The 21,541-nt window shown below is 72.1% G+C and carries 24 protein-coding genes; 8 read left to right on the top strand and 16 right to left on the bottom strand.

Going from position 1 to position 21,541, the window contains the following annotated elements:
* Positions 1 to 57: 57 nt before the first annotated feature.
* Together OJ962_RS08595 and OJ962_RS08600 are read left to right on the top strand one after the other, a co-directional pair.
* The gene (locus OJ962_RS08595; protein ID WP_202957329.1) at positions 58 to 582 is read left to right on the top strand and encodes a GNAT family N-acetyltransferase; all 525 of its coding nucleotides are present in this window, start codon (positions 58 to 60) and stop codon (positions 580 to 582) included.
* Positions 579 to 1,691 carry an FUSC family protein gene (locus tag OJ962_RS08600; protein ID WP_202957328.1) on the top strand — a complete coding sequence of 371 codons (1,113 nt, stop codon included), beginning with the start codon at positions 579 to 581 and terminating at the stop codon, positions 1,689 to 1,691. The genes OJ962_RS08595 and OJ962_RS08600 overlap by 4 nt, the downstream gene beginning before the upstream one ends.
* Here OJ962_RS08600 and OJ962_RS08605 read toward each other — a convergent pair.
* The 6 genes from OJ962_RS08605 to OJ962_RS08630 are packed head-to-tail and all read right to left on the bottom strand — an operon-like array spanning position 1,649 to position 7,330.
* A complete protein-coding gene (locus OJ962_RS08605; RefSeq protein ID WP_202957327.1) occupies positions 1,649 to 2,440 on the bottom strand; it encodes a class I SAM-dependent methyltransferase in 792 nt (263 codons plus the stop codon). The genes OJ962_RS08600 and OJ962_RS08605 overlap by 43 nt on opposite strands.
* Positions 2,437 to 3,231: a Vgb family protein gene (locus OJ962_RS08610; protein WP_202957326.1), complete on the bottom strand. Its 795-nt coding sequence runs from the start codon at positions 3,229 to 3,231 to the stop codon at positions 2,437 to 2,439. The genes OJ962_RS08605 and OJ962_RS08610 overlap by 4 nt, the downstream gene beginning before the upstream one ends.
* Complete coding sequence (locus OJ962_RS08615; RefSeq protein WP_202957325.1) at positions 3,222 to 5,759, bottom strand: DEAD/DEAH box helicase; 2,538 nt, start codon at positions 5,757 to 5,759, stop codon at positions 3,222 to 3,224. Before OJ962_RS08615 ends, OJ962_RS08610 begins: the two co-directional genes overlap by 10 nt.
* A 57-nt stretch (positions 5,760 to 5,816) precedes the next feature.
* Complete coding sequence (locus OJ962_RS08620) at positions 5,817 to 6,167, bottom strand: hypothetical protein (RefSeq protein ID WP_202957324.1); 351 nt, start codon at positions 6,165 to 6,167, stop codon at positions 5,817 to 5,819.
* 30 nt (positions 6,168 to 6,197) lie between these two features.
* Complete coding sequence (locus tag OJ962_RS08625; protein WP_238932373.1) at positions 6,198 to 6,872, bottom strand: class I SAM-dependent DNA methyltransferase; 675 nt, start codon at positions 6,870 to 6,872, stop codon at positions 6,198 to 6,200.
* A gap of 53 nt (positions 6,873 to 6,925) precedes the next feature.
* Entirely contained in the window at positions 6,926 to 7,330 is a 405-nt protein-coding gene (locus tag OJ962_RS08630) for a plastocyanin/azurin family copper-binding protein (protein WP_202957322.1), read from the bottom strand.
* 17 nt (positions 7,331 to 7,347) lie between these two features.
* On the opposite strand from OJ962_RS08630, the gene OJ962_RS08635 reads away from it, so the two are divergent.
* Complete coding sequence (locus OJ962_RS08635) at positions 7,348 to 8,460, top strand: macrolide family glycosyltransferase (protein WP_270006287.1); 1,113 nt, start codon at positions 7,348 to 7,350, stop codon at positions 8,458 to 8,460.
* Here the strand turns inward: OJ962_RS08635 and OJ962_RS08640 are convergent.
* On the bottom strand, positions 8,447 to 8,833 hold the full coding sequence (locus OJ962_RS08640; protein WP_202957320.1) for an FIST N-terminal domain-containing protein: 387 nt from the start codon (positions 8,831 to 8,833) through the stop codon (positions 8,447 to 8,449). The two genes, OJ962_RS08635 and OJ962_RS08640, sit on opposite strands and share 14 nt — an antisense overlap.
* A gap of 25 nt (positions 8,834 to 8,858) precedes the next feature.
* Positions 8,859 to 9,602: an Fpg/Nei family DNA glycosylase gene (locus tag OJ962_RS08645; RefSeq protein ID WP_202957319.1), complete on the bottom strand. Its 744-nt coding sequence runs from the start codon at positions 9,600 to 9,602 to the stop codon at positions 8,859 to 8,861.
* A 26-nt stretch (positions 9,603 to 9,628) separates the two neighbouring features.
* On the opposite strand from OJ962_RS08645, the gene OJ962_RS08650 reads away from it, so the two are divergent.
* From OJ962_RS08650 to OJ962_RS08670, 5 genes are all read left to right on the top strand, one after another.
* Positions 9,629 to 10,540, top strand: a complete 912-nt coding sequence (locus OJ962_RS08650; RefSeq protein ID WP_202957318.1) for an HpcH/HpaI aldolase/citrate lyase family protein — start codon at positions 9,629 to 9,631, stop codon at positions 10,538 to 10,540.
* A complete protein-coding gene (locus OJ962_RS08655) occupies positions 10,537 to 10,674 on the top strand; it encodes a hypothetical protein (protein WP_202957317.1) in 138 nt (45 codons plus the stop codon). The genes OJ962_RS08650 and OJ962_RS08655 overlap by 4 nt, the downstream gene beginning before the upstream one ends.
* A gap of 245 nt (positions 10,675 to 10,919) precedes the next feature.
* On the top strand, positions 10,920 to 12,560 hold the full coding sequence (locus OJ962_RS08660) for a sulfatase-like hydrolase/transferase (RefSeq protein WP_202957316.1): 1,641 nt from the start codon (positions 10,920 to 10,922) through the stop codon (positions 12,558 to 12,560).
* Positions 12,551 to 12,673: a hypothetical protein gene (locus OJ962_RS08665; protein WP_255526185.1), complete on the top strand. Its 123-nt coding sequence runs from the start codon at positions 12,551 to 12,553 to the stop codon at positions 12,671 to 12,673. Before OJ962_RS08660 ends, OJ962_RS08665 begins: the two co-directional genes overlap by 10 nt.
* The gene (locus OJ962_RS08670; RefSeq protein WP_202957315.1) at positions 12,673 to 13,587 is read left to right on the top strand and encodes a formylglycine-generating enzyme family protein; all 915 of its coding nucleotides are present in this window, start codon (positions 12,673 to 12,675) and stop codon (positions 13,585 to 13,587) included. The genes OJ962_RS08665 and OJ962_RS08670 overlap by 1 nt, the downstream gene beginning before the upstream one ends.
* Here OJ962_RS08670 and OJ962_RS08675 read toward each other — a convergent pair.
* The 8 genes from OJ962_RS08675 to OJ962_RS08710 all read right to left on the bottom strand — a co-directional run bounded on the left by OJ962_RS08675 (position 13,584) and on the right by OJ962_RS08710 (position 21,537).
* On the bottom strand, positions 13,584 to 14,660 hold the full coding sequence (locus tag OJ962_RS08675) for a hypothetical protein (RefSeq protein ID WP_202957314.1): 1,077 nt from the start codon (positions 14,658 to 14,660) through the stop codon (positions 13,584 to 13,586). The two genes, OJ962_RS08670 and OJ962_RS08675, sit on opposite strands and share 4 nt — an antisense overlap.
* The gene (locus OJ962_RS08680; protein ID WP_202957313.1) at positions 14,657 to 15,193 is read right to left on the bottom strand and encodes an RNA polymerase sigma factor; all 537 of its coding nucleotides are present in this window, start codon (positions 15,191 to 15,193) and stop codon (positions 14,657 to 14,659) included. Before OJ962_RS08680 ends, OJ962_RS08675 begins: the two co-directional genes overlap by 4 nt.
* A 150-nt stretch (positions 15,194 to 15,343) precedes the next feature.
* Positions 15,344 to 16,675, bottom strand: coding sequence for an MFS transporter (locus OJ962_RS08685; RefSeq protein ID WP_202957312.1), 1,332 nt, complete (start codon positions 16,673 to 16,675; stop codon positions 15,344 to 15,346).
* Positions 16,672 to 18,084: a hypothetical protein gene (locus tag OJ962_RS08690; protein WP_202957311.1), complete on the bottom strand. Its 1,413-nt coding sequence runs from the start codon at positions 18,082 to 18,084 to the stop codon at positions 16,672 to 16,674. Before OJ962_RS08690 ends, OJ962_RS08685 begins: the two co-directional genes overlap by 4 nt.
* 50 nt (positions 18,085 to 18,134) lie before the next feature.
* Positions 18,135 to 18,425 carry a hypothetical protein gene (locus OJ962_RS08695; RefSeq protein WP_202957310.1) on the bottom strand — a complete coding sequence of 97 codons (291 nt, stop codon included), beginning with the start codon at positions 18,423 to 18,425 and terminating at the stop codon, positions 18,135 to 18,137.
* A gap of 132 nt (positions 18,426 to 18,557) precedes the next feature.
* Positions 18,558 to 18,869, bottom strand: a complete 312-nt coding sequence (locus tag OJ962_RS08700) for a hypothetical protein (RefSeq protein WP_270006289.1) — start codon at positions 18,867 to 18,869, stop codon at positions 18,558 to 18,560.
* 23 nt (positions 18,870 to 18,892) lie between these two features.
* A complete protein-coding gene (locus OJ962_RS08705) occupies positions 18,893 to 19,627 on the bottom strand; it encodes a succinate dehydrogenase/fumarate reductase iron-sulfur subunit (RefSeq protein ID WP_202957308.1) in 735 nt (244 codons plus the stop codon).
* The gene (locus tag OJ962_RS08710) at positions 19,624 to 21,537 is read right to left on the bottom strand and encodes a fumarate reductase/succinate dehydrogenase flavoprotein subunit (RefSeq protein WP_407697503.1); all 1,914 of its coding nucleotides are present in this window, start codon (positions 21,535 to 21,537) and stop codon (positions 19,624 to 19,626) included. The genes OJ962_RS08705 and OJ962_RS08710 overlap by 4 nt, the downstream gene beginning before the upstream one ends.
* Between the last annotated feature and the right edge of the window lie 4 nt (positions 21,538 to 21,541).

Here is a 21,541-nt window from a genome sequence, read left to right on the forward strand (position 1 = left end):
TCCTGGGGGTAGGGTTCAGACCCGAACCGAGCGCTTCTTACCCTCGAGTAGAGCCTTATGCTTGACGCCGCCGCACTCGACATCCACCTCGCCGGCCCCGACGACGCCGCCGCGCTCGCCGAGACCACGCGGCTCGGCTTCGAGTCGTACTTCGAGTGGGCTCCGGCGGGCTGGCAGCCGCCGCCACGCTCGCTCGAGATCCGCGCGATCCGGGAACGGCTGAAGGCGCCGACCACCTGGTGCGCCATGGCGGTCGACGGCGGTGGCGAGCCGGCCGGGCACGTCGGCGTCGTCTGCGCCACGGAGCGAGACCGCCCGCACGCGGTCATCCCCGGCCTCGCGCATCTGTGGATGCTGTTCGTGCGCCCGCCGTGGTGGGGCACCGGGCTCGCGGCGCGGCTGCACGCGCTCGGGCTCGCGGAGGCCGCGCGCCAGGGCTACACGGCGATCCGGCTCTACACGCCGCACGGCGCGGCGCGGGCGCGGGCGTTCTACGCCCGCGAGGGCTGGGTGCAGGAGGGCCAGTCGTTCCTGGAGCCGCTGCTCGGGCTCGACCTCGTGAAGTACCGTCGGCCGCTGTGATCCCCGAGGGCCTGTTCGAGGACGCGGCGAGCCGCTCCCGCGTGTCGATGGCGACGCGCTGGGAACGCGTGAAGGCGGGCTGGCGGTCGCCGCTGCAGGCGGGGATCGCGGTCGCGCTGGCGTGGGCGCTCGCCAAGTGGCTGTGGGGCCACGACGCGCCGTTCTTCGCGCCGGTCGCGGCGATCATCGCGATCGGGCAGAACTACTACGAGCGCGGGCGGCGCGCGCGCGAGCTCGTGTTCGCGGTCACGCTCGGGGTCCTGATCGCCGACCTGCTCGCCTATGAGCTCGGCACGGGCATCGGGCAGCTCGCGCTGGCGGTGACGATCGCGGTCGCCCTGGGCATGTTCTTCGGGACGAGCGCGCTGTTCGTCAACCAGGTTGCGATCTCCGCCGCGCTCGTGTTCACGATCACGCCGCCGAGCGGCGGCGTGTCGCTCGCGCGCACGCTCGACGCGCTGACGGGCGGCGTGGTCGCCCTGGTCGTGGCGGCAGTCGTGCTGCCCACGGACCCGATCCGGGTGCTGCGCGGCGCGGCGCGGCCCGTGCTGGACGAGCTGACCGCGACGCTGCGCGACATCGCGCAGGCGCTGCGGCAGCGCTCGGCGGAAGCGGCGGAGGCGGCGCTGGTGCGGGCGCGCGGGATCGACGAGTTCGGCGAGCGCTTCTTCGCCGCCACCGACGAGGGCCGCTCGACCGCCCGCATCTCGCCCGTCCGGCGGCACCAGCGGGACACGGTCGAGTTCTATGCGGAGGCGGCGGCGCGGATCGACCTCGCGGTGCGCAACGTGCGCGTGCTCGCACGCGGCTCGATGCGCGCGCTCGCGCTGGACGAGAACGTGCCGCCCGAGGTGGCGGACGCGCTCGAGGACCTCGGAGCGGCGGTGGAGGCGCTGGCGGCCGCGCTGGAGAGCGGCGAGGGCTTCGACGTCGTCCGCGAGCCCGCACTGCGCGCCGCCGCGACCGCCACGCACGTGCTCGAGGGCACGACGAACCTGTCCGTGAGCGTGATCGTGGGGCAGATCCGCTCCACCGCCACCGACCTGCTGACCGGGATCGGGCTCACCTACGAGGAGGCGACGGGCGCGGTGCGCGCGGCCAGCGCGTAGCTGCGGCCGACGACGATCCACGCGCGGGCGGTGAGGGTGAACGGCTCATCGCCCACGGCCAGGCGGGTGCGGAACTCCTGCTTGAGACGTGCGCGCCGCTCCTCGTCCAGCGCGACGGTGAAGGCGCCGGACGGCGCGACGCCCGATTCAAGCGGCGCCCACAGGTCCTCGAAGCCGCTGTAGCTCGCCTGCACGGTGGTCTCCGTGACACGCACGTCGTCGAGGGCGCCGCGCCACAGCCCGGCGAGCTCGTCCGGGCTGCAGTAGGGCATCTGGCTCTCGTCGCCGGCGTCCGGGTCGACCGTACGAGCGGCGTCCCAGAACCGGCGCAGGATCGTCATGCCGTCGCGGTAGTCCCACACCGCCGCGGCCACGGTACCGCGGCTCACGCGGGCCATCTCGCGCACGCCGGCGGGCGCGTCGCGCATGAAGTTCACGACCAGCTGGGCGAGCACCGCGTCGAACGCGTCGTCCTGGAACGGGAGCTGTTCGGCCGCGCCCTGGTGCACGTCCGCGGCGGGGTTGCGCTCGGCGCAGGCGCTCACGAACGGCTCGGACGGGTCGATCGCCGTGACCTGTGCGCCGTGGTGGAGGAGGGCGGCGGTCAGCGCGCCCGGGCCGCAACCCACGTCGAGGACGTGCTCGCCGGCACGAACTCCGGCTGCCTCGATCAGGCGCTGCGCGAGCGCCGGGCCGTAACGTCCGATGTGGCGGTCGTAGTGGCCGGCGGCGATCGCGAAGAAGCTCATTGGCCGATGCGCTCGAGGTAGCCGGCCTCGCAGGCTACCCACAGCGCGCCGTCCGCGCCGACCGCCATGCCGTGCGGCTCGGCGCCCGGGTCCAGCGGGATCTCGGCGTAGTCGCCGTCATCGGAGACGTGCGCGATCGCGTGCGCGCCCCACAGGCTCACCCAGACGCCGTCGGCCTGTGCGGGGATGACGGCGTGCGGCTTGGCGCCTTCGGCCAGCGGGAGCTCCTGCACGACGTCGTCGACGCCGACCCGGCCGAGCTGGTTCGCGAGCAGCTCGGTGAACCAGACGGCGTCGTGGGTGCCGCAGATGCCGACCGGGCCGGCGTCGCGGGTGGGCAGCTCGCGGACGGTCATCGCGCCGTCGGGCGTGATGCGGCCGACGGCGCTCGTCGCGTTGAGCGTGAACCACAGCGCGCCGTCGGGGCCGGCGGCGATCATCGCGGGCGTGGAGGGCGCGCCGAACCACGCGAACTTGCCGTTGAAGCGGCCGATCGTGTTCTCGGCGGTGAACCAGACGGCGTTGTCGGGGCCCTCGACGATCCCGTAGGGCGAACCGACCACCTTCGTGGTCGTGACGAGGCCGTCGGGCGTGATGCGGCCGACGCCGCCGGCGAACGTGAACCAGCCGCGCGGCGTGATCTGCATCGGCTTCTTGCCCGCGCGGTGGCGGGTGACCTCGCCGTCGGTGGTGACCCGTGCGATCTCGCCGGCCTCGGTGAGCGTGACCCACAGGGCGCCGTCCGGGCTGGCCGCGACCCCGTACGGGCCGCCGTCGAGCGCTACCCGCATGCGAAGGACTGGGTCCGGATCACGGGCTCGCCGGCCGCGTCGGACGCGTCGAGGTCCACGGTGGCGACGATCGCCCAGTCGTGGTTGCCCTCGGGGTCGTTGATGATCTGGCGCACGGTCCAGAGCCGCGGGTTCGACGTGTCGACGATGAACAGCTCGGGGCTGCGGGCGTTCGGGCCGGCGTCGAGCTCCTCGTGCTCGTCCCAGTAGGCGCCGAGCGCCTCCTCCCAGTCGTTGGCCTTCATCGGCGGGCGCTCGCCGCCTTCGAGCGCGGCGAGGCGCTGGAAGTGGTCGCGGGACGCGAGCTGGACCTTCTGGAACATCGCGTTGCGCACCATCACGCGGAACGCGCGCGCGTTGGCACTGATCGGGCGCACCGGCGCGAGCTCCTCGCCGGCCGCGACGGCCTCGGCGGCGCGCTGCACGGACTCGGGGTCGGTCAGCGCCTCCCACTCGTCCAGCAGGGACGAGTCGGTCTGGCGGATCATCTCGCCGAGCCATTCGACGATGTCGTCCAGCTCATCGGTCTTGTGGCGGTCGGGGACCGTCTGTCTGAGTGCGCGGTAGGTGTCGCTCAGGTAGCGCAGGACGGCGCCCTCGGAGCGCATCACGCCGTAGTGCGCGATGAACTCGCTGAACGTCATGCCGTTCTCGTACAGGTCGCGCACGACCGACTTGGGGGACAGGTCCTCCTCGGACACCCACGGGTGCGTCTCGCGGTACTGCGCCAGCGCGTGGAACAGCGGCTCCTCGAGCGGCTTGGGGTAGGTGACCTCCTCCAGCAGCTCCATGCGCTCCTCGTACTCGATGCCTTCGGCCTTCATCTGCTGGACGGCCTCGCCGCGGGCCATCTTCGACTGCGCCATGAGGACCGGGAACGGGTCGTCGAGGATCGCCTCGACGACGGAGAGCACGTCCAGCGTGAACGTCTCCGAGTACGGGTCGATCTGGTCGAAGGCGGCGAGCGCGAACGAGGCGAGCGGCTGGTTGAGCGCGAAGTCCTGTTGCAGGGCGGGCGCGAGCTCGAGCGTGCGGCCGTCCTCGTCGGGCGGGTCCAGGCGCTCGAGCACGCCCGACGCCAGCAGCTCCTCCTTGAGCGACTCCGCCTGGTTGAGCAACCGGTCCTTGCCGCGTGCGTCCTCGTGGCTGTCCTCGATCAGGTTGCGCAGCAGCTCGTCGGAATCGCCGCGCTGGTTGATCACGTTGAGGATCACGGCATGGTTGACGCGCATGCGGGAGACGAGGCTCTCCGGCGTGGCGTGGCGGAGCCGCTCGAACGTCTCCTCGGTCCAGCTGACCGCGCCCTCGGGCGCCTTGACCTTCTGCACGCGCTTCTTCTTGACGGGGTCGTCGCCGGCCTTCGCGAGCCGGCGCGCGTTCTCGATCGTGTGCTCTGGTGCTTGGACCACGACGTACCCGGACGTGTCGAAGCCCGCCCGGCCGGCGCGGCCCGCGATCTGGTGGAACTCGCGCGCCTTCAGGATGCGGTGGTTGGTGCCGTCGAACTTGGCCAGGCCCGTGAAGACGACCGTGCGGATCGGGACGTTGATGCCGACGCCGAGCGTGTCCGTGCCCGCGACGACCTTCAGCAGGCCGGTCTGCGCGAGCTGCTCGACGAGCCGCCGGTAGCGGGGCAGCATGCCGGCGTGGTGGACGCCGATCCCGGCGCGGACCAGGCGGGACAGCGTCTTGCCGAAACCGGCGGTGAAGCGGAAGGCGCCGATGGCCTCGGCGATCTGGTCGCGCTCCTCGCGCGTGCAGAGCTTCGCCGACAGCAGGGACTGCGCGCGTTCCAGGGCGGAGGCCTGCGTGAAGTGCACGACGTAGACCGGCGCCTGGTCGGCCTTGACGAGGTCCTCGAGCAGCTCGTGCAGCGGCTCGAGCGACCACGTGAAGTGGAGCGGGACGGGCCGCTCGGCGGTGTCGACCAGCGCGGTCTCGCGGTTCGTGCGGCGCGTGAGGTCCTCGCGCAGGTCGCTCACGTCGCCGAGCGTCGCGCTCATCAGCAGGAACTGCGCCTGCGGGAGCGTGAGCAGCGGCACCTGCCACGCCCAGCCGCGCTGCGGCTCGGCGTAGAAGTGGAACTCGTCCATCACGACCTGGCCGATGTCCGCGTCCGGGCCCTCGCGCAGCGCGATGTTCGCGAGCACCTCGGCCGTGCAGCAGATGATCGGCGCGCGCGGGTTCACCGACGCGTCGCCCGTGAGCATGCCCACGTTCTCGGCGCCGAAGATCGCGCACAGCGCGAAGAACTTCTCGGACACGAGCGCCTTGATCGGCGCCGTGTAGTACGTGATCTCGTCCGCCGCCATGGCCGCGAAGTGCGCCGCGATCGCCACCATCGACTTCCCGCTGCCGGTCGGCGTGGCGAGCACCACGTTGTTGCCGCTGAAGAGCTCGATCGCGGCCTCTTCCTGGTGCGGATAGAGGGTGAGCCCCTGCTCCTCGCTCCACGCCATGAACGCCTCGTACAGGGCGTCAGGGTCGTTGTCGCGCGGAAGGGCGTCGACGAGGCCGCCGGCGGTCATGCCGTCCAGTATGGAAGGGCCGCGCCGCGCGCCGTCAGTTGACCACCCATACGGTGGTCAAGTGACCGATGGCGGCGCCGCGCGCTTGCGCGCGAGCGGTCGGGCGCGCTCGGCCAGCCCGAACAGGACCCGTTGGGCGTGCTCGTCGGGAAGCGCGTCCAGTGACTCCAGCGCGCCCGCCAGCTCGGCCAGCTGCAGATCCGGCGTCTCCAGGGCCAACCGTCCCGCCCAGCGCACCGCCGCGGCGTCGAAGCGCTCCTCGGCTTCGCGCTCGATGACCATCAGGATGCCGAGGGCGTCGCGCAGCGTGATGTAGCCGAGCTCGGCGGCGGTGACGTGGATGATCGCGAGGTTGCCCGCCTGGATGGCGCGGCGCAGGCGGGTGTGAGCGGAGCCGTCGCTGGTCATGCGAACGTATGTTCGCACGGCGGGCGGACGTCAACCGGGTGGCTTGCGCCAGACCGAGACGTGTTGGCGCGATTCGCTCGTGAACGGCGAGCGGGTCCAGTCCTCCCAGCGCCGGCGCAGCTCCATCCCGGCGAGCCGGGCCATCAGGTCCAGCTCGGCGGGCCACACATAGCGGAACGGGATCGAGTTGCGCCGCAGCTCGCCGTCCACCCGCTCGAAGTGGTGGGAGATCAGCCCCTGGTTGGCGACGTCGTACTCGTCGATGCCCCAGTGGTCCTCGTCCATCGCGAATACGACCCCGGTCTGGCCCACGGGCAACGAGCGCAGGTCGGGGACGCCGACCTCGATGACGAAGTGCCCGCCGCGCGCGAGGTGGCGGGCCGCGTTGGCGAAGCACGCGACCTGCTCCGACTGGCTCGTCAGGTTGCCGATCGTGTTGAAGACCAGGTAGACGAGCGAGAACTCCCCGTCCACCTGCGCATCCGCGAACGAGCCGACGACCACGTCCAGCGCCGCACCGCCCTCCTTGCGGCGCAGGTCCGCGACCATCGCCTCCGACAGGTCGATCCCCGCCACCGGCACGCCGCGCGCGGCCAGCGGCAGCGCGATCCGCCCCGTGCCGATGCCGAACTCCAGCGCCCGGCCGTCGCCGGCCAGCGACGCCAGCACGTCGACCGCCGGCTCGACGACCTCCGCCGCGAACATCGCCGCAGAGCTCTCGTCGTAGCGCCTCGCGACGTCGCCGGCGAAGTGGTCGGTCACTTCACGGTGAAGTCCGCCCGCATGCCGCCCGCGTAGTGGCCGGGAAGGTTGCAGACGAGCACGTAGTGGCCCTTCTTCAGCGTCACCGTGAGCTTCTTGGACTTCCCGCCGGCGAACACGCCGGTGTCGCCCACGCGGCCCTTCTCGCTCGCCCGCCCGCCGCTCTGGGGCAGCTTGGACGCCGCGGTGCTGGTCCGCAGGACGACCAGCTCGTGCCGGTCGGCGCCGTCGTTGCGCGCGTCGAACACGACCTTGCCCGCGCTGACCGACTTCGGGCTGGACTTGAGCGTGAACTCGTCCATCGTCACCTTGACCGTCCCTCCGGCGAGGGCGGAGCTGACGGGAACCAGGGACAGCGCGAGCGCGCCCACGAGCAGGCGGCGGTACGGAAGCGACGGCATGCCGACAAACTACGGCAATGCGCCTTCTGATGGCAGGGGTGAGCGCGCCCAGCCACATCTACCCGAGCCTGGCCGTGATCGCCGAGCTCGTCCGCCGTGGCCACCACGTCACGTACGTCGTCGGCGAGCGCCATCGCGCGCTGGTCGAGCCGACGGGAGCGACCGTCGTCGGCCACGAGACGGTCATGCCGCTCGGCGACGAGCCCTGGCCGGAGGACCCGGGCGAGGCGATGCAGGTGTTCCTCGACGACGCGATCGCGACGCTGCCGACCATCGAGCGACTCGAACCGCACGACGCCGTCCTGTACGACATCGGCGGCTTCGCGGGCCACGCCGCCGCGCACGAGTGGGATGTCCCCGCCGTGCAGCTCTCGCCCGCCTCGGTCGCGTGGGAGGGCTACGAGGAGGAGATGGCCGAGTTCTACGACGCGCTGAAGGCCTCGCCCTCCGGAGCGCGCTACTTCGCGACCCTGCGCACCTGGCTCGACGACCACGGCGTGCAACTGGACGCGCAGGCGTTCCTCGGCCGCCCGGAGGCCTGCGTGGTGCTGATCCCGAGAGCGCTCCAGCCGAACGCGGACCGCGTCAGTGACCGCTACGTGTTCGCCGGCCCCGCCATCGACGAGGCACGCCGGCAGGGCTGGACACCGCCGCCCGGCGACGCGCCGCTCGTCTACGTCTCCTTCGGCACCGCCTACACCGACCGCGGTGACCTGTACACGGCCTTCGCGGACGAGCTCAGCCGCGACCACCGCGTCGTGATCGCCACCGGCAAGGTCGACCCGGCGGCGCTCCCGGACACCGTCGACGCCAAGCGCACCCAGCCGCAGCTCGACGTCCTCGAGCATGCCGACGTGTTCATCACCCACGCGGGCATGGGCGGCGCGAACGAGGCGCTCTGGTACGGCGTGCCGGTCGTCGCTGCCCCGCAGGCGGTCGACCAGTTCCAGAACGCCGCCACGCTCGAGGCCATCGGCGCGGGCGTGCAGCTGGGGGACAAACCGATCCGCGAGGCGGTGAGCGAGGCGCGCGCCTGCGCACCGCGCGTGCGCGAGCTCCGACAGACGGTGCGCGCCGAGGGCGGCGTGGCGAAGGCCGCCGACGCCGTCGAGCGCCTCACACGGCCGTGAGCAGGGTCTCGGCCGGGCGCGCGAACAGGTAGCCCTGCCCGAGCCCGCAGCCGAGCTCGCGCAGCCGGGCGGAGGCGCCCGTCGCGACCGCCGTGCAGACCGAGAAGCCCGCCCCGCCGAGCGCGAGCACGACCACGCCGCGGTCGCCCGGGCCGTCGGTGGCGATCTCACCCGCGGTCGAGCAGCCGACCACCGGCACGTCGTCCCCGACGCCGGCGAGCCGCGCGTCCAGGTCGTGCGCGGGGGAGGCGAAGACCACGAGCAGGCGGGTGTCGTCGCGGCCGTCGAGCGCGGTGGCACGCGCCGCGGCTCCGGCCGTGGCCGAATCCGTGTCGGCCGACCGGCCGACGCCCACCCAGCGCTGAGCAGTCATCGCCCGGTTGATCAACCGTTCCTGGTCATGTTTGACACGAAGGGCACCAGAACGTCGTCCGCCCGCCGATCGTCGCGCGTTCCAGCGTGGTCCCGCACCGCGGGCACGGCGCGCCGCGCTTGCGGTGCTTGATGAAGGCGCCGGTGTGGACGCCGCCCTTCTTGATGGCGTCGCGGGTGGCGGCTCGCAGGACGCGGCGCAGGTGGTCGAGCTCCTCGGCGGTCAGCTCGCCGGAGACTCGCTGGGGAGACAGCCGCGCCTGCCACAGCGTCTGATCGGCGAGCAGGTTGCCGACGCCGGAGAGCGACTTCTGGTCGAGCAGGCGGGCCTTGAGGGCCATCGTGCCCCGTCCCACCCGCTCGCGGAAGGCGTCGCGCGAGATCAGTGCGGCGTCCGGGCCGATGTGTCCGAAATCGGGTTCGATGAGCGCGCGGCCGAGCCGTCGCTTGTCGCGCAGCGCCATCCGGCTGCCGTCCGCGAACTCGAGCGCGAAGCGGTCCCACGGCTCGTGCGGCGCCTCGTCGATGAGGATGCGGCCCGCCATGCCCAGATGGAGGCCCAGGTCCGGCCCGCCGTCGGTCTCCGCCCACAGGAACTTCCCGCGCCGGTGGGCGGCGGTGAGCCTGCGGCCGATCAGCGCGGCGGCGATCTCGCCCGGCGCGTGCGGGCGGCAGACGTACGTGTCACGGTCGTCGACGGCGACGATCTCGCGGCCCAGCACCTTTTCGATCTGGGCTCGCGCCCGCTCCGCCTCTGGCAGTTCCGGCATACCGGTGAGGCTACGATCCGCGCGCTATGTCGCGATCACGCCGCACCTGCCACGCCGTGCCCGGCTCCAACGAGCGCTTCATCGCCAAGGCCGTCTCGCTCGAGGCGGACGAGATCTTCCTCGACCTCGAGGACGCGGTCGCGCCCAACGAGAAGGACAGCGCGCGCGAGCGGGTCACCGAGGCGCTGCTCTCCACCGACTTCGGCGACAAGATCGTGGTCGTGCGCGTGAACGGGACCGACACGCCGCACTACTACAAGGACCTGATCGCGGTCGTCGAGCGGGCCGGCGACCGGCTGGACGCGGTGATGGTGCCGAAGGTGCGCACGCCCGGGGACGTCGAGATGACCGACAAGCTGCTCACCCAGATCGAGCTCGCGAACGGCTTGGAGGTCGGCCGGATCGGGATCGAGGCGCAGATCGAGGACGCGACCGGCCTGCTGGTGTGCGAGGCCATCGCCGCCGCCTCCCCGCGGATGGAGACGCTCGTCTTCGGACCCGGCGACTACAGCGCCGCGATCGGGATCCCGGTCACCACGATCGGCGCGGCCCCGGACGGCTATCCGGGCGACCACCTGAACTACGTCTATTCGAAGCTGGTGGTCGCGGCGCGCGCGGCGGGTATCCAGGCCATAGATGGGCCGTACGCACGGGTGGGCGACGACGAAGGGCTGCGCGAGCGCGCCCGGCTGGCCCGCGCGCTCGGCCTGGACGGCAAGTGGACCATCCACCCGGGCCAGGTCGCGATCGTCAACGAGGTCTTCAGTCCCGAGCGCGAGCAGTGGGAACGGGCCGAGGCGATGCTCGCCGCCTACCGTGAGGCGCACGCGTCCGGCGCGGGCGCGGCCGTCTTCGAGGGCGAGATGATCGACGAGGCCAACCGCAAGATGGCCGAGCAGATCGCGCAGGCCGGCCGGGCCGCGGGGTACGCGGCGTGACCCGCGGCCACCACATCGCGCTGGTCGTGATCGCGATCGTCGTCCTCGTGCTCGTGTTCCTGGTCATCCGCCCGGGCGTGGACGAGACCGACCCGGAGCAGTCGTCGCCGCCGACGGCGACCGCGACACCCTGACCCGATCGCCGACCGGTGCGCGCCGCTGGCGCTGGCCGACCTGCAGAATCGGCTGCGAGTGTTCGACAATGCGCTGCACGCGGATCGGGCTGCCCGCTACGGCGGCTGAGGAGGAGAGGGCATGGGACAGGGTGTGGATCGGCGGTCGTTTCTGGCCGGAGGGGCGGGCGCGGTCGGGCGCTGAGCACGATGTCGGCGCTGACCGCGGCGGCGGAGGCGCAGGGCCTCACACGGCCGAACTTCGTGTGGTTCCTGAGCGAGGACAACACCCGTTCATCGGGGCGTACGGTGACCCGTTCGCGCGGACGCCGAACCTGGACGCGTTCGCGCGTGAGGGCGTGCGCTACGAGACGGCGTACGCGACGGCGCCGGTGTGCGCGCCCTCGCGCTTCTCGCTGATCACGGGCAAGTACGCGGAGACGTGCGGGCCCGCGCACAACATGCGGGCGATCGCGAAGATGCCCGCGTCCGTCCGGGGCTTCCCGGAGTACCTGCGGGCGGCGGGCTACTACACGACCAACAACGCCAAGACGGACTACAACGCGAACATCGACCTGGCAGCGACCTGGAACGCGAACGGGGGCACCGCGCATTGGCGCGGACGGCCGACGCCGGAGACGCCGTTCTTCGCGCAGTTCACGTCGCAGCTCACGCACGAGTCGCAGCTGTTCTCGACGACGCCGCTGACGACCGACCCGGCGACGATGCGGGTCCCGGCGTTCCTGCCGGACACGGCGCGCACGCGTGAGGACCGGGCGCGGATGTACGACAACATGGCCCGCATGGACGCCGACTTCGGGCGGCGGATGGCCGAGTTGGAGGCCGACGGGCTGGCCGAGAGCACGATCGTGTTCTACTTCGGCGACAACGGCGGGATGCTGCCGCGCTCGAAGCGCTTCGCGAACGACTTCGGGCTGCGCGTGCCGTTGATCGTCCGCATCCCGGCCCGGTTCCAGAAGCTGACCGGGACGCGGCCGGGGATGGTCGTGCGCGACCCCGTCAGCTGCGTGGACCTGCCGGCGACCGTGCTCTCGCTGGCGGACGTGCGCGTGCCCGACCACATGGACGGCATGCCGTTCCTGGGCCGGCGATCACGGCCGCGCCGGGTGATCTTCGGCCAGCGCTCGAGGATGGACGAGCGCGTCGACCTGCAGCGCACCGCGCGCGACGAGCGCTTCGTCTACATCCGCAACTACATGCCGCACCGTCCCTACGGTCAGAACATGGGCTACATGTGGCAGCAGCGGGGCTACCAGGACTGGGAGCAGGCGCACCTCGACGGCACCGTCACGCCGCTGCAGGAGGCGTTCTGGGACGAGAAGCCGTCCGAGGAGCTCTACGACATCGAGCGCGACCCCGATCAGCTCACCAACCTCGTCGGCCATCGTCGCCACGAGGATGAGCTGCGCCGCCTGCGCCGCGCGCTCGACGACCACATACTCGAGACCAACGACAACGGGTTCATCCCGGAGGGCTCGCCGATCGAGGGCCACGACGAGAGCCGCGCGCCCGGGGCGTACCCGCTCCGTCAGGTCATGCGCCTGGCCGAGACCGCGATCGAGCGCGACCCGCGCAACCTCGACGAGCTCGTCGGCGAGCTCGACCATCCCAACGAGGTCATGCGCTACTGGGCGGCCCAGGGCATCCTGATGCTGCGCGAAGCGGCGCAGCCGGCCGTCGTGGCGTTGCGAGCGCGGCTGACGGCCGAGTCGTCCGCGGCCGTTCAGGTGGTGCTCGCGGAGGCGCTGGCCCGGCTCGGCCACGGCGGCGCGCCGGTGAAGCTGCTGACCGACACCGCCGACACGCATCCCAACGTGCGCGTCCGGCTGCTGGCGTTGAACGCGCTCGTCTACGTGGCGTCGCGGCGCTTCCGTACATGCCGGTGATCGAGCGCGCCGCGAACTCGCCCGACGAGTACGTCAAGAACGCCGGCCGGTACCTGCGGTTCGTGCTCACCGGCACCTACACCCCGGCGTCGCCGGTCTTCCCCGGGTTCTGATGTCGGACTGCTGCGGCGCGTCGCGTGGGTCCGGGGTGGCTGGGGAGCCGGCTCCGGTCGAGCCCGCGCCGCAGCCTCGCGCCGGCTGGATTGAGCTGCCCGGCGGCACGTTCCGGATGGGCAGCGAGGCGCCGTACGCGTGGGCCGCGGACGGCGAAGGGCCGGAGCGGGAGGTCACGCTCTCCCCGTTCGGGATCGCGCCCACCGCGGTCAGCAACGCCGAGTTCGCGGCCTTCGTCGACGCGACCGGCTACGTTACGGAAGCCGAGCGGTTCGGCTGGTCGTTCGTGTTCATCGGCCTGCTCTCGCGCCGGACGGCGGAGCGGGCGACGCAGGGTGCGGCGGTAGCGCCGTGGTGGCGGGTCGTCGAGCGGGCGAGCTGGCGGCACCCGGAAGGGCCGGACTCGACGCTGCGCGGCCGTGACCGCCATCCTGTCGTGCACGTCTCCCACGCCGACGCGCTCGCCTACTGCGGCTGGGCGGGCTGCCGGCTCCCGACCGAAGCCGAGTGGGAGTTCGCCGCCCGCGGCGGGCTGGAAGGCGCGCGCTACCCATGGGGCGACGACCTCGAGCCGTGGCGCTGCAACATCTTTCAGGGGTCGTTCCCCGACCGCGACACGGCCGAGGACGGGTTCCGCGGCACCGCGCCCGTCGATGCGTTCGAGCCCAACGCCTACGGGCTCTACAACACCATCGGCAACGTGTGGGAGTGGACGGCCGACTGGCACACGATGCGCCACGCCGGCCGTCCCCGCACCGATCCGGCCGGGCCGTCGTTCGGCGAGGCCAAGGTCACGCGGGGCGGGTCCTACCTGTGCCACGACTCCTACTGCAATCGCTACCGGGTGAGCGCACGGTCGTCGATGACGCCTGACAGCTCCACGGGCAACACCGGTTTCCGTTGCGCGCGCTAACGCGGCGGCCCGAGGTCGCTCGGGTCGACGGCGTCCGCGTGCAGGACGAAGTCCTCCTGCCGCGGCAGCCGCAGTTCGCGCTCGCCCGCGGAGTCCTCGTAGCGGATCAGCTCCGCGTCGCCGTCGATCACGATGGCGTTGTGCCAGACCGTGTGGCGGGCGGAGCCGGGCTCGACGGCGAGCGCCTTCAGGGTGTCCGGGAACGCCGCGACGATGCGGGCGCCGGCCGAGACGACGATCGGGAAGCGCGTGTCGGAGACCGGGCTGCGGCAGCCGCTGTTCTCGCTTCGGCCGGCGATCACGACCAGGCAGACCGCGTCGCGGCGCGGGACCAGCCATGCCGACACGCCGGCCTCGGAGCCCAGGCTCCGCGCGCCCGGCAAGCCCTCCAGGCGGTCCTGGGGGATCTCGACGTCCCAGAAGCGGCTCCAGAACGCCGCCGGACCGCGGCCGCGGACCTCGTAGGTGCGGGGGCTGCCGTCCGGTGCCGTCCACTCCAGGCGCACGCCGTCGCCGCCCGTCATCAGCATCAGCAGCGCGTCGGCGGGCAGCGTGGAAGGCCTGACGCCGGGGCTCATGGCCGTGACGGTCGTGACCGCGTCCGGGAGCACCGCGACGAGGCGGCCGCCGGAGGAGCGCGCGAGCAGCGCCTGACCGGACGCGAACACGCTCTCCGGGCCGCACGGCACGGGCTCGTTGCGGGTCGTGCGCACCGCCAGGCACAGCTCGTCCCCACGCTTGACCAGCCACACGGGGTGGGCGGCCGAGCCTCCGAGGAAGCGCGACTCCTCGCCCGCCTCCAGGCCGGGCACCTTGTCGCCGGCGGTCGCCGGGCGGCGGAACACGGCGAACGCCTCCTCGACCGTGTCCATCGGGCCGTGCACGGTGGGCGTCGGCGTCGTCGCGGGCCGCTCGGGGTCCGCCGCGCCGAGGTCGCGCACGAGCAGCGGCACGGCGGCGACCACCGCCGCCGCGACCGCCACCCGCATGGTCACGCGGCGCGCGCGGCGGCGCCGGCGGTGCCGGGTCGCCGCGTCCGTCAGGTCGGCCTGCAGCTGGGGCAGATCGGTCATGCGCGGTCCTCCACGTGGCGCCGGAGCGCGCTCAGCCCGCGCGAGACGCGCTTGCGCACGACCGCCTCGGACGCGCGCAGCTCGCGGGCGATGTCCTCGTACTCGCGCTCGTCGACGATGCGAGCGCGGACGGCCTCCGCCTGGTCGGCCGGCAGATAGGTCAGGGCGTCGTCCAGCAGCCGCCCGGCGTGGATGCGGTCGAGCGCGGCCAGCGTCTCGTCCTCGAGCACGAGCGGCGGCATCCCGAGCTTGGCCCGTGCCCGTGACTCCACCCGCCGCTGCTCGGCGCTGCGCCGCAGCACGTTGCGGGCGATCCCGAACAGCCACGCCACGGCCGGCGAGCCCTCCCGACCGCGGAACCGGTGTGCCGCGAGCAGCGCCGCGGCGAAGCACTCCGCGGTCAGGTCGGCCGCGACCTCGGCGTCGCGCACGCGCCGGTAGAAGTAGCGGAACACGGCCCGCTCGTGGCGCGCGTAGAAGTCCCCGAACGCCTGCGGGCCACCCGCCAGCAACTGCTCGTCGGAGAAGGCCATCGACTCCTACCTACGGGTTCGGGCACTCCTTGTGACCGGAATAGCGCGGGCGGGGACCGCGTCCTCGCGCTCAGACCCCCATCGCAAGGAGCCCCGCCATGTCCCGCCGTACCGACGAGATCCGCGCGCTGATCGAGGAAGGCGCGCTGCTCACCGCTCCGGTTCGTGCCCGCTGCGTCCGTGACGAGCCGCGGGTTCGGGCGGCGCTTGCCCTTCCGAAGCGCTGACCGGCCCGGCGTCAGGCGCGCCCGTGACGAAGTCGGCGGGCGCGTTCTGGCGCCGCGAGAGCGCGATGAACGGCAGGCCGAGCAGCGCGATGCCGCCGCTCATCACGTACGAGGTCGGGTAGCTCCAGACGTCCGCGGCGCGGCCGAGCACGGGCTGGGCCCAGACGCCGCCGCCCGAGGTCATCATCGAGTCGAACGACAGGATCGTCGCCCGCTGGCGGGACGGGATCAGCCCGTTCAGGTACGCCTGGCGGATCGGGGTCGTGGCCGCGAACAGCAGGCCCCAGGAGACCGTGAGGCCGATCACGACCCAGAAGTGCTCGATCAGGCCCATCAGGATCAGCGTCAGCGCGCTGGCGACCGCGACGAACAGCAGCGCGGACGTGCGGCGGTGGAACAGCCGCCGGATCTGCGGCGCGGCGATCCCGCCCATGATCTGCGCGCCCGCTGCGATCGCGGCCGAGAGGCCGGCCACCTGGTAGGCCTGCGGGTCCCCGTAGAGGTCGAGCAGGTACGGCTGCAGCGCGTAGAAGCCGTAGATGCCGACGCCGCCCGCGACCAGCGCCTGCACCATCAGCCACTTCACGGCCGGCACGCGCCAGCCGTGCTCGATCGACGCGCTCCAGATGCGGCGCACCTCGGTGAGTGGCCGCTCGACCTTCTCGGGCTTGGTGAAGCCGATGTCGTGCATCAGCCGCCAGGCGACGACGAACATGATCGCGAGCACGATCGAGCGGACCACGAACGGGAAGCCGAGGCTGACCTGCGCGGCGAGGAAGCCGCCGGCGACCGAGCCGCCCAGCATCGCGATCCCGCCGACGATCTGGCCACGTCCGAACACCGTCTCCAGCGAGCCGGTGTAGCCCGTGGCGGCGAGCGCGTCCACGAGCCACGCCTCGACCGCGCCGGAGAAGAACGTGAAGCCGAGCCCGAGCAGGACCGACGCGATCGCCCACGCCCAGAACGCCGCCTCGATCTCCCACAGGTAGACGTAGAGCAGCGTCGACAGCGTCAGGGTCAGCGTGCCGAGCAGGTAGGACGCGCGGCGCCCGACGCCGTCGGCGACGATCCCCGTCGGCACCTCGAACAACACCATGCCGGCCGAGAACAGCGCGTTGGCCGCGAACGCCTCGAGGTTCGAGAGGCCCGCGTCCAGCAGGAAGATCGTGTTGACGCCCCAGATGAACGACGCCGCCAGCGTGTTGCCGAGCATCAGCGCGAAGTAGGTGCGCTGCACGGCGCGCGCCGACGTCATTCAGGCATGGCGCACTCGTAGCGGTCGCCGATCACTTCAGTGCGCACCGCTGGACCGTAGCGCGCGGCGAACCACGCCGCGTGGTCCTGGCGCGTCGTGTACAGGCGCACGGCGACCGCCTGCCAGTCCGGGTTCGCGTCCGCGACCGCGAAACCGGCCCGGCCGTAGCCGTCGAGAAAGCCGTCGCCCGCCAGGGCGTCCTCGCCGATCCGCCGCGCCAGCGCCTCGAGCTCGGACGCGCGGAACTGGACGGCCATCACGCGTACCTTGCCGCGGTGCCGGGTGAGCCTCTGGATGGCGCGCTCGTGGCGCGCGGCGTCCTTGACGAAGCCGTAGACCATGTACGGCGCGGCCGCGGTGCCCTGCAGGTCGCTGCCGCCGAAGTCGGCGTAGTGCTTGCGCACGTAGGCGTCGACCTTGTCGTCGTCCTCGAGCTCGTAGGCGTTCGGCCCCAGGCTGGGCGGGGGCGCCGGCTCGGCGGGCCCGGGGCAGGGCGGGTCGCCCGGGCTCGGCCCGCTCTGCGCGACCCGCCGGCCGGTGCGCATGTCGATCACCGCGCGGGTGCCGAGCGGCGCGCTGAGCGCGGTCGCCGGCGCGTCGCGGATCTGGAGGTCGGCGGTGCGGAACCCGGTCGGCGCGCGCTCGACGATCCCGATCTCGATCCGGTCGGCGTGCTCGACGAGCTCGGTGCGCTCATATACGGCGCCTCCGCCCGTCTCGTAGCGGACGACGATCGAGCCGCCGTCCGGCGCGATCCGGTACGACGTCGGGTTCCCGCATTCGAGCGCGGTCGTCTCGGTGTCGGTGACGATCGGCTTCACGCGCGCGCCGTAGCGCTTGCGGAAGTAGGTCTTCGCGTCCGTGCGCTTGGTCACGAGCTCGATCTCGGCGACGCCCTTGTCGGTGTCGTAGCTCGAGCCCTGGATGTGGAAGCCGGCCTTGCGCAGCCGCCGGCTGTCCTCGTGAACCCGGTCCCGGAGCCGGTCGAGCTCGCGCTCGCTGAAGCGCACCCGCTTGGCCCGCAGGTTGTCGGGGAAGCGCGCGACGCGCTTGAGGCCGGCCAGGTAGCCCTCGACGTTGCGCGTGAAGCGGATCAGCAGGTACGGCTCGCGCGGCCAGTCGTCCTCGACCGAGATGCCGCCGTAGAAGTCGCGGATCGGCCGGATGTAGCGGTAGCCGGCGTCGCCGATCTGGAGCCGGTCGCGCAGCTTGAGGTAGTCGTCCTCGCGCTTGGTGACGGGGATGTAGCCGACGTCGTACTCGTAGCGGCCGGCCTTCACCAGCTTGCGCACGTACGCCAGGTCGCTGCGGAAGCCGAACTCGGCCCGCTGGCGCGCGTACTCCTTCAGCTGCGCGAGCTCCTTCTCGGCCGCCGTCGGCGCCGGCTGGGGAGCCCGGTACGCGCACACGCGTTCCTGCGCCGAGGCGGGCGCCGCGCACGCGAGCAGCGCCGCGACCGTCAGTCGCCGTAGGCGGCGACCGCGGCCGCGACCGCGACGACGACCGCCTCGATCATCGCCCCGTACAGCGCGAACATCGTCATCCCGACGGTGACCTCTCCACTCGGGAAGACGAAAATGGGCACGACGCACCATGTGAGGAAGAACGATGCCCCGCAGAGGGCGATCGTACGCCCGAGCCGTCCCCAGCGCCCGCGCGAGCGCAGCAGCAGCGGCAGCGCCGGCAGCACCACGAGCGCGCCCAGGGCGACCAGGATGAGCAGGACCAGCGCGGTGGCGACGATCTCCATTCGCGCTCAACGTAGTTCGCGCGCGTGGCCGCGCGCGCAACGTTCGTCTAGGGCGCTTCATCGCCGCGAGCCGGCTGGCGCCGGCTGCGTGGCGATTTCGGCTGAGAGATCGCTTCGCGGATCTCTAGGGCCCTACGCCGTCGGACCCTCGCCGAACGGCTCCGGGCCCGCGTCGTCGCTGACCGTGCCGACCGACGCGCGCAGCCACGAGTCCACGCGCGGCTGGATGCGTTCGAGCGAGTCCAGCTCGCGGGCCAGTTCGAGCGCCGCGTCGGCGGCCTCGTCGCCGCGGCCCTCGGGCACGGCGTCGTCGACCGCGCGCAGCGCCCGGTTGAGCTCGATCCGCAACGCCGCGATCCGTGCGTCCATTCGGCGCGCCGTGGTGGCGTAGCCCTGGACGCGCCTGAGCACGCGCGGCTCCGTCGACGCTGGGACGGAGGACATCAGGCGATCGATCTGAGCGTTGTTCACCGACGGGCCTTCCGGTAGTCGCGGTTCAGCATGGCGATGAAGTCGATGCTGATCTCCTTCGGGCACGCCGCCGAGCACTCTCGGTGGTTCGTGCACGACCCGAAGTAGTTCTCCATCTCCTCCACCATGCCGATCGTACGCCGCTGACGTTCCGGTTGGCCCTGTGGGAGCAGGTTCAGGTGAGCGAGCTTGGCCGCTGTGAACAGCTGGCCGGCCCCGTTGGGGCACGCCGCGACGCACGCGCCGCAGCCGATGCAGGCGGCCGCGTCCATCGCGCGGTCGCTGTCCATCTTGGGGACCGCGATGAGGTTCGCGTCCGGAGCGGAGCCCGTGGGCGCCGTGATGAAGCCGCCGGCCTCGATGATGCGGTCGAACGCCGAGCGGTCGACCATGAGGTCCTTGATGACCGGGAACCCGGCGGACCGGAACGGCTCGACGACGATCGTGTCGCCGTCCTTGTAGAGCCGCATGTGCAGCTGGCAGGTGGCGGTGCCGCGCTGCGGCCCGTGCGCCTGGCCGTCGATCATGACCCCGCACGAGCCGCAGATGCCCTCGCGGCAGTCCGAGTCGAACGCGACCGGCTCCTCGCCCTCGCCGACGAGTTGCTCGTTGAGCACGTCGAGCAGCTCGAGGAAGGACATCTCGTCGGTCACGCCGTCGACGACGTAGGTCTGGAATCCCCCGGGCGCGTCCGGGCCGGACTGGCGCCACATCTTCAAGGTCAGCTTCATGCGTAGCTCCGCTGGGTCGGGCGCACGTGCTGGAAGTTGAGCTCCTCGCGATGCAGCACCGGCTCGGCGCCCGTGTACTCCCACGCCGCCACATACGAGAAGTTGTCGTCGTCGCGCAGGGCCTCGCCGTCGGGCGTCTGGTGCTCCTCGCGGAAGTGGCCACCGCACGACTCCTCGCGGTGCAGCGCGTCGCGGCACATCAGCTGCGCGAGCTCGAAGAAGTCGTCCACGCGGCCGGCCTTCTCGAGCGACTGGTTCAGGGAATCGCCGTCGCCCAGTACCTTCACGCCCGCTTTGAAGCGCTCGTGCAGTTCGGCGATCTCGGCCATCGCGTGCTCGAGGCCGGGGGCGTTGCGGGCCATCCCGCACGCGTCCCACATGATCTTGCCGAGCTCCCGGTGGTACCAGTCGGCGGAGTGCTCGCCTTCGGCGTTCAGGTAGGACGCGACACGCCTCTGGACGGCGGCCTCGGTCTCGCGGAACGCGTCGTCGGTGACGGGCGTGAGCTGGCCGCCGAGCATCGGCGCCAGGTAGTCGCCGATCGTCACCGGCAGGATGAAGTAGCCGTCCGCCAGGCCCTGCATCAGCGCCGAGGCGCCCAGGCGGTTCGCGCCGTGATCGGAGAAGTTCGCCTCGCCGATCGCGTACAGACCCTGCACCGTGGTCATCAGGTCGTAGTCGACCCACAGGCCACCCATCGTGTAGTGCGGGGCGGGGTAGATGCGCATCGGCACGCGGTACGGGTCCTCGCCCGTGATCCGCTCGTACATCTGGAACAGGTTCCCGTAGCGGGCGCGGATGACGTCCTCGCCGAGCCGCTTGATCGCGTCCGCGAAGTCGAGATAGACGCCGTTGCGGCGCGGGCCGACGCCGCGGTCCTCGTCGATCATCGCCTTCGCGGCGCGCGAGGCCACGTCACGCGGGACGAGGTTGCCGAACGCCGGATAACGCCGCTCGAGGAAGTAGTCGCGCTCCTCCTCCGGGATCCGGTCCGGGGCGCGGAAGTCGCCGGGCTGCTTGGGCACCCAGATGCGGCCGTCGTTGCGCAGCGACTCGCTCATCAGCGTGAGCTTGGACTGCGTGTCGTCGGACTGCGGGATGCAGGTCGGGTGGATCTGCGTGAAGCACGGGTTCGCGAACGCGGCGCCGCGCTTGTGCGCGCGCCAGATCGCGGTCGCGTTGGAGCCCTTGGCGTTCGTGGACAGGTAGAAGACGTTCGAGTAGCCGCCCGTGGCGAGCACGACCGCGTGCGCGTTCACGGACCGCACCTGACCGGACAGCAGGTCGCGGACCACGATCCCGATCGCGCGGCCCGTCTCGTCGGTGACGACGTCGAGCATCTCGGTGCGCGTGTTGAGGGTGATCTTGCCCGCGCCGACCTGGCGCATCATCGCCTGGTAGGCGCCGAGCAGCAGCTGCTGGCCGGTCTGGCCGCGCGCGTAGAACGTGCGCGAGACCTGCGCGCCGCCGAACGAGCGGTTGTCGAGCAGGCCGCCGTACTCGCGCGCGAACGGCACGCCCTGCGCGGTCGCCTGGTCGATGATCTCGTTCGAGACCTGTGCGAGCCGGTAGACGTTGGCCTCGCGGGCGCGGAAGTCGCCGCCCTTGACCGTGTCGTAGAACAGCCGGAAGATCGAGTCGCCGTCGTTGCGGTAGTCCTTGGCGGCGTTGATGCCGCCCTGGGCCGCGATCGAGTGCGCGCGGCGAGGCGAGTCGTGGAACGTGTAGACGCCGACGTCGTAGCCGAGCTCGGCCAGCGTCGCCGCGGCGGACGCGCCGGCCAGGCCGGTGCCGACCACGATGATCTTGAAGCGCCGCTTGTTGGACGCGTTCACCAGCCGCACGTTGAAGCGGTGCTCGTCCCAGGTCCGGTCGATGTTGCCGGGCGGGATCAGGGACTCGAGGGTGATCGTG

This window comes from Solirubrobacter deserti, assembly GCF_027587175.1.
Lineage (GTDB): Bacteria > Actinomycetota > Thermoleophilia > Solirubrobacterales > Solirubrobacteraceae > Solirubrobacter > Solirubrobacter deserti.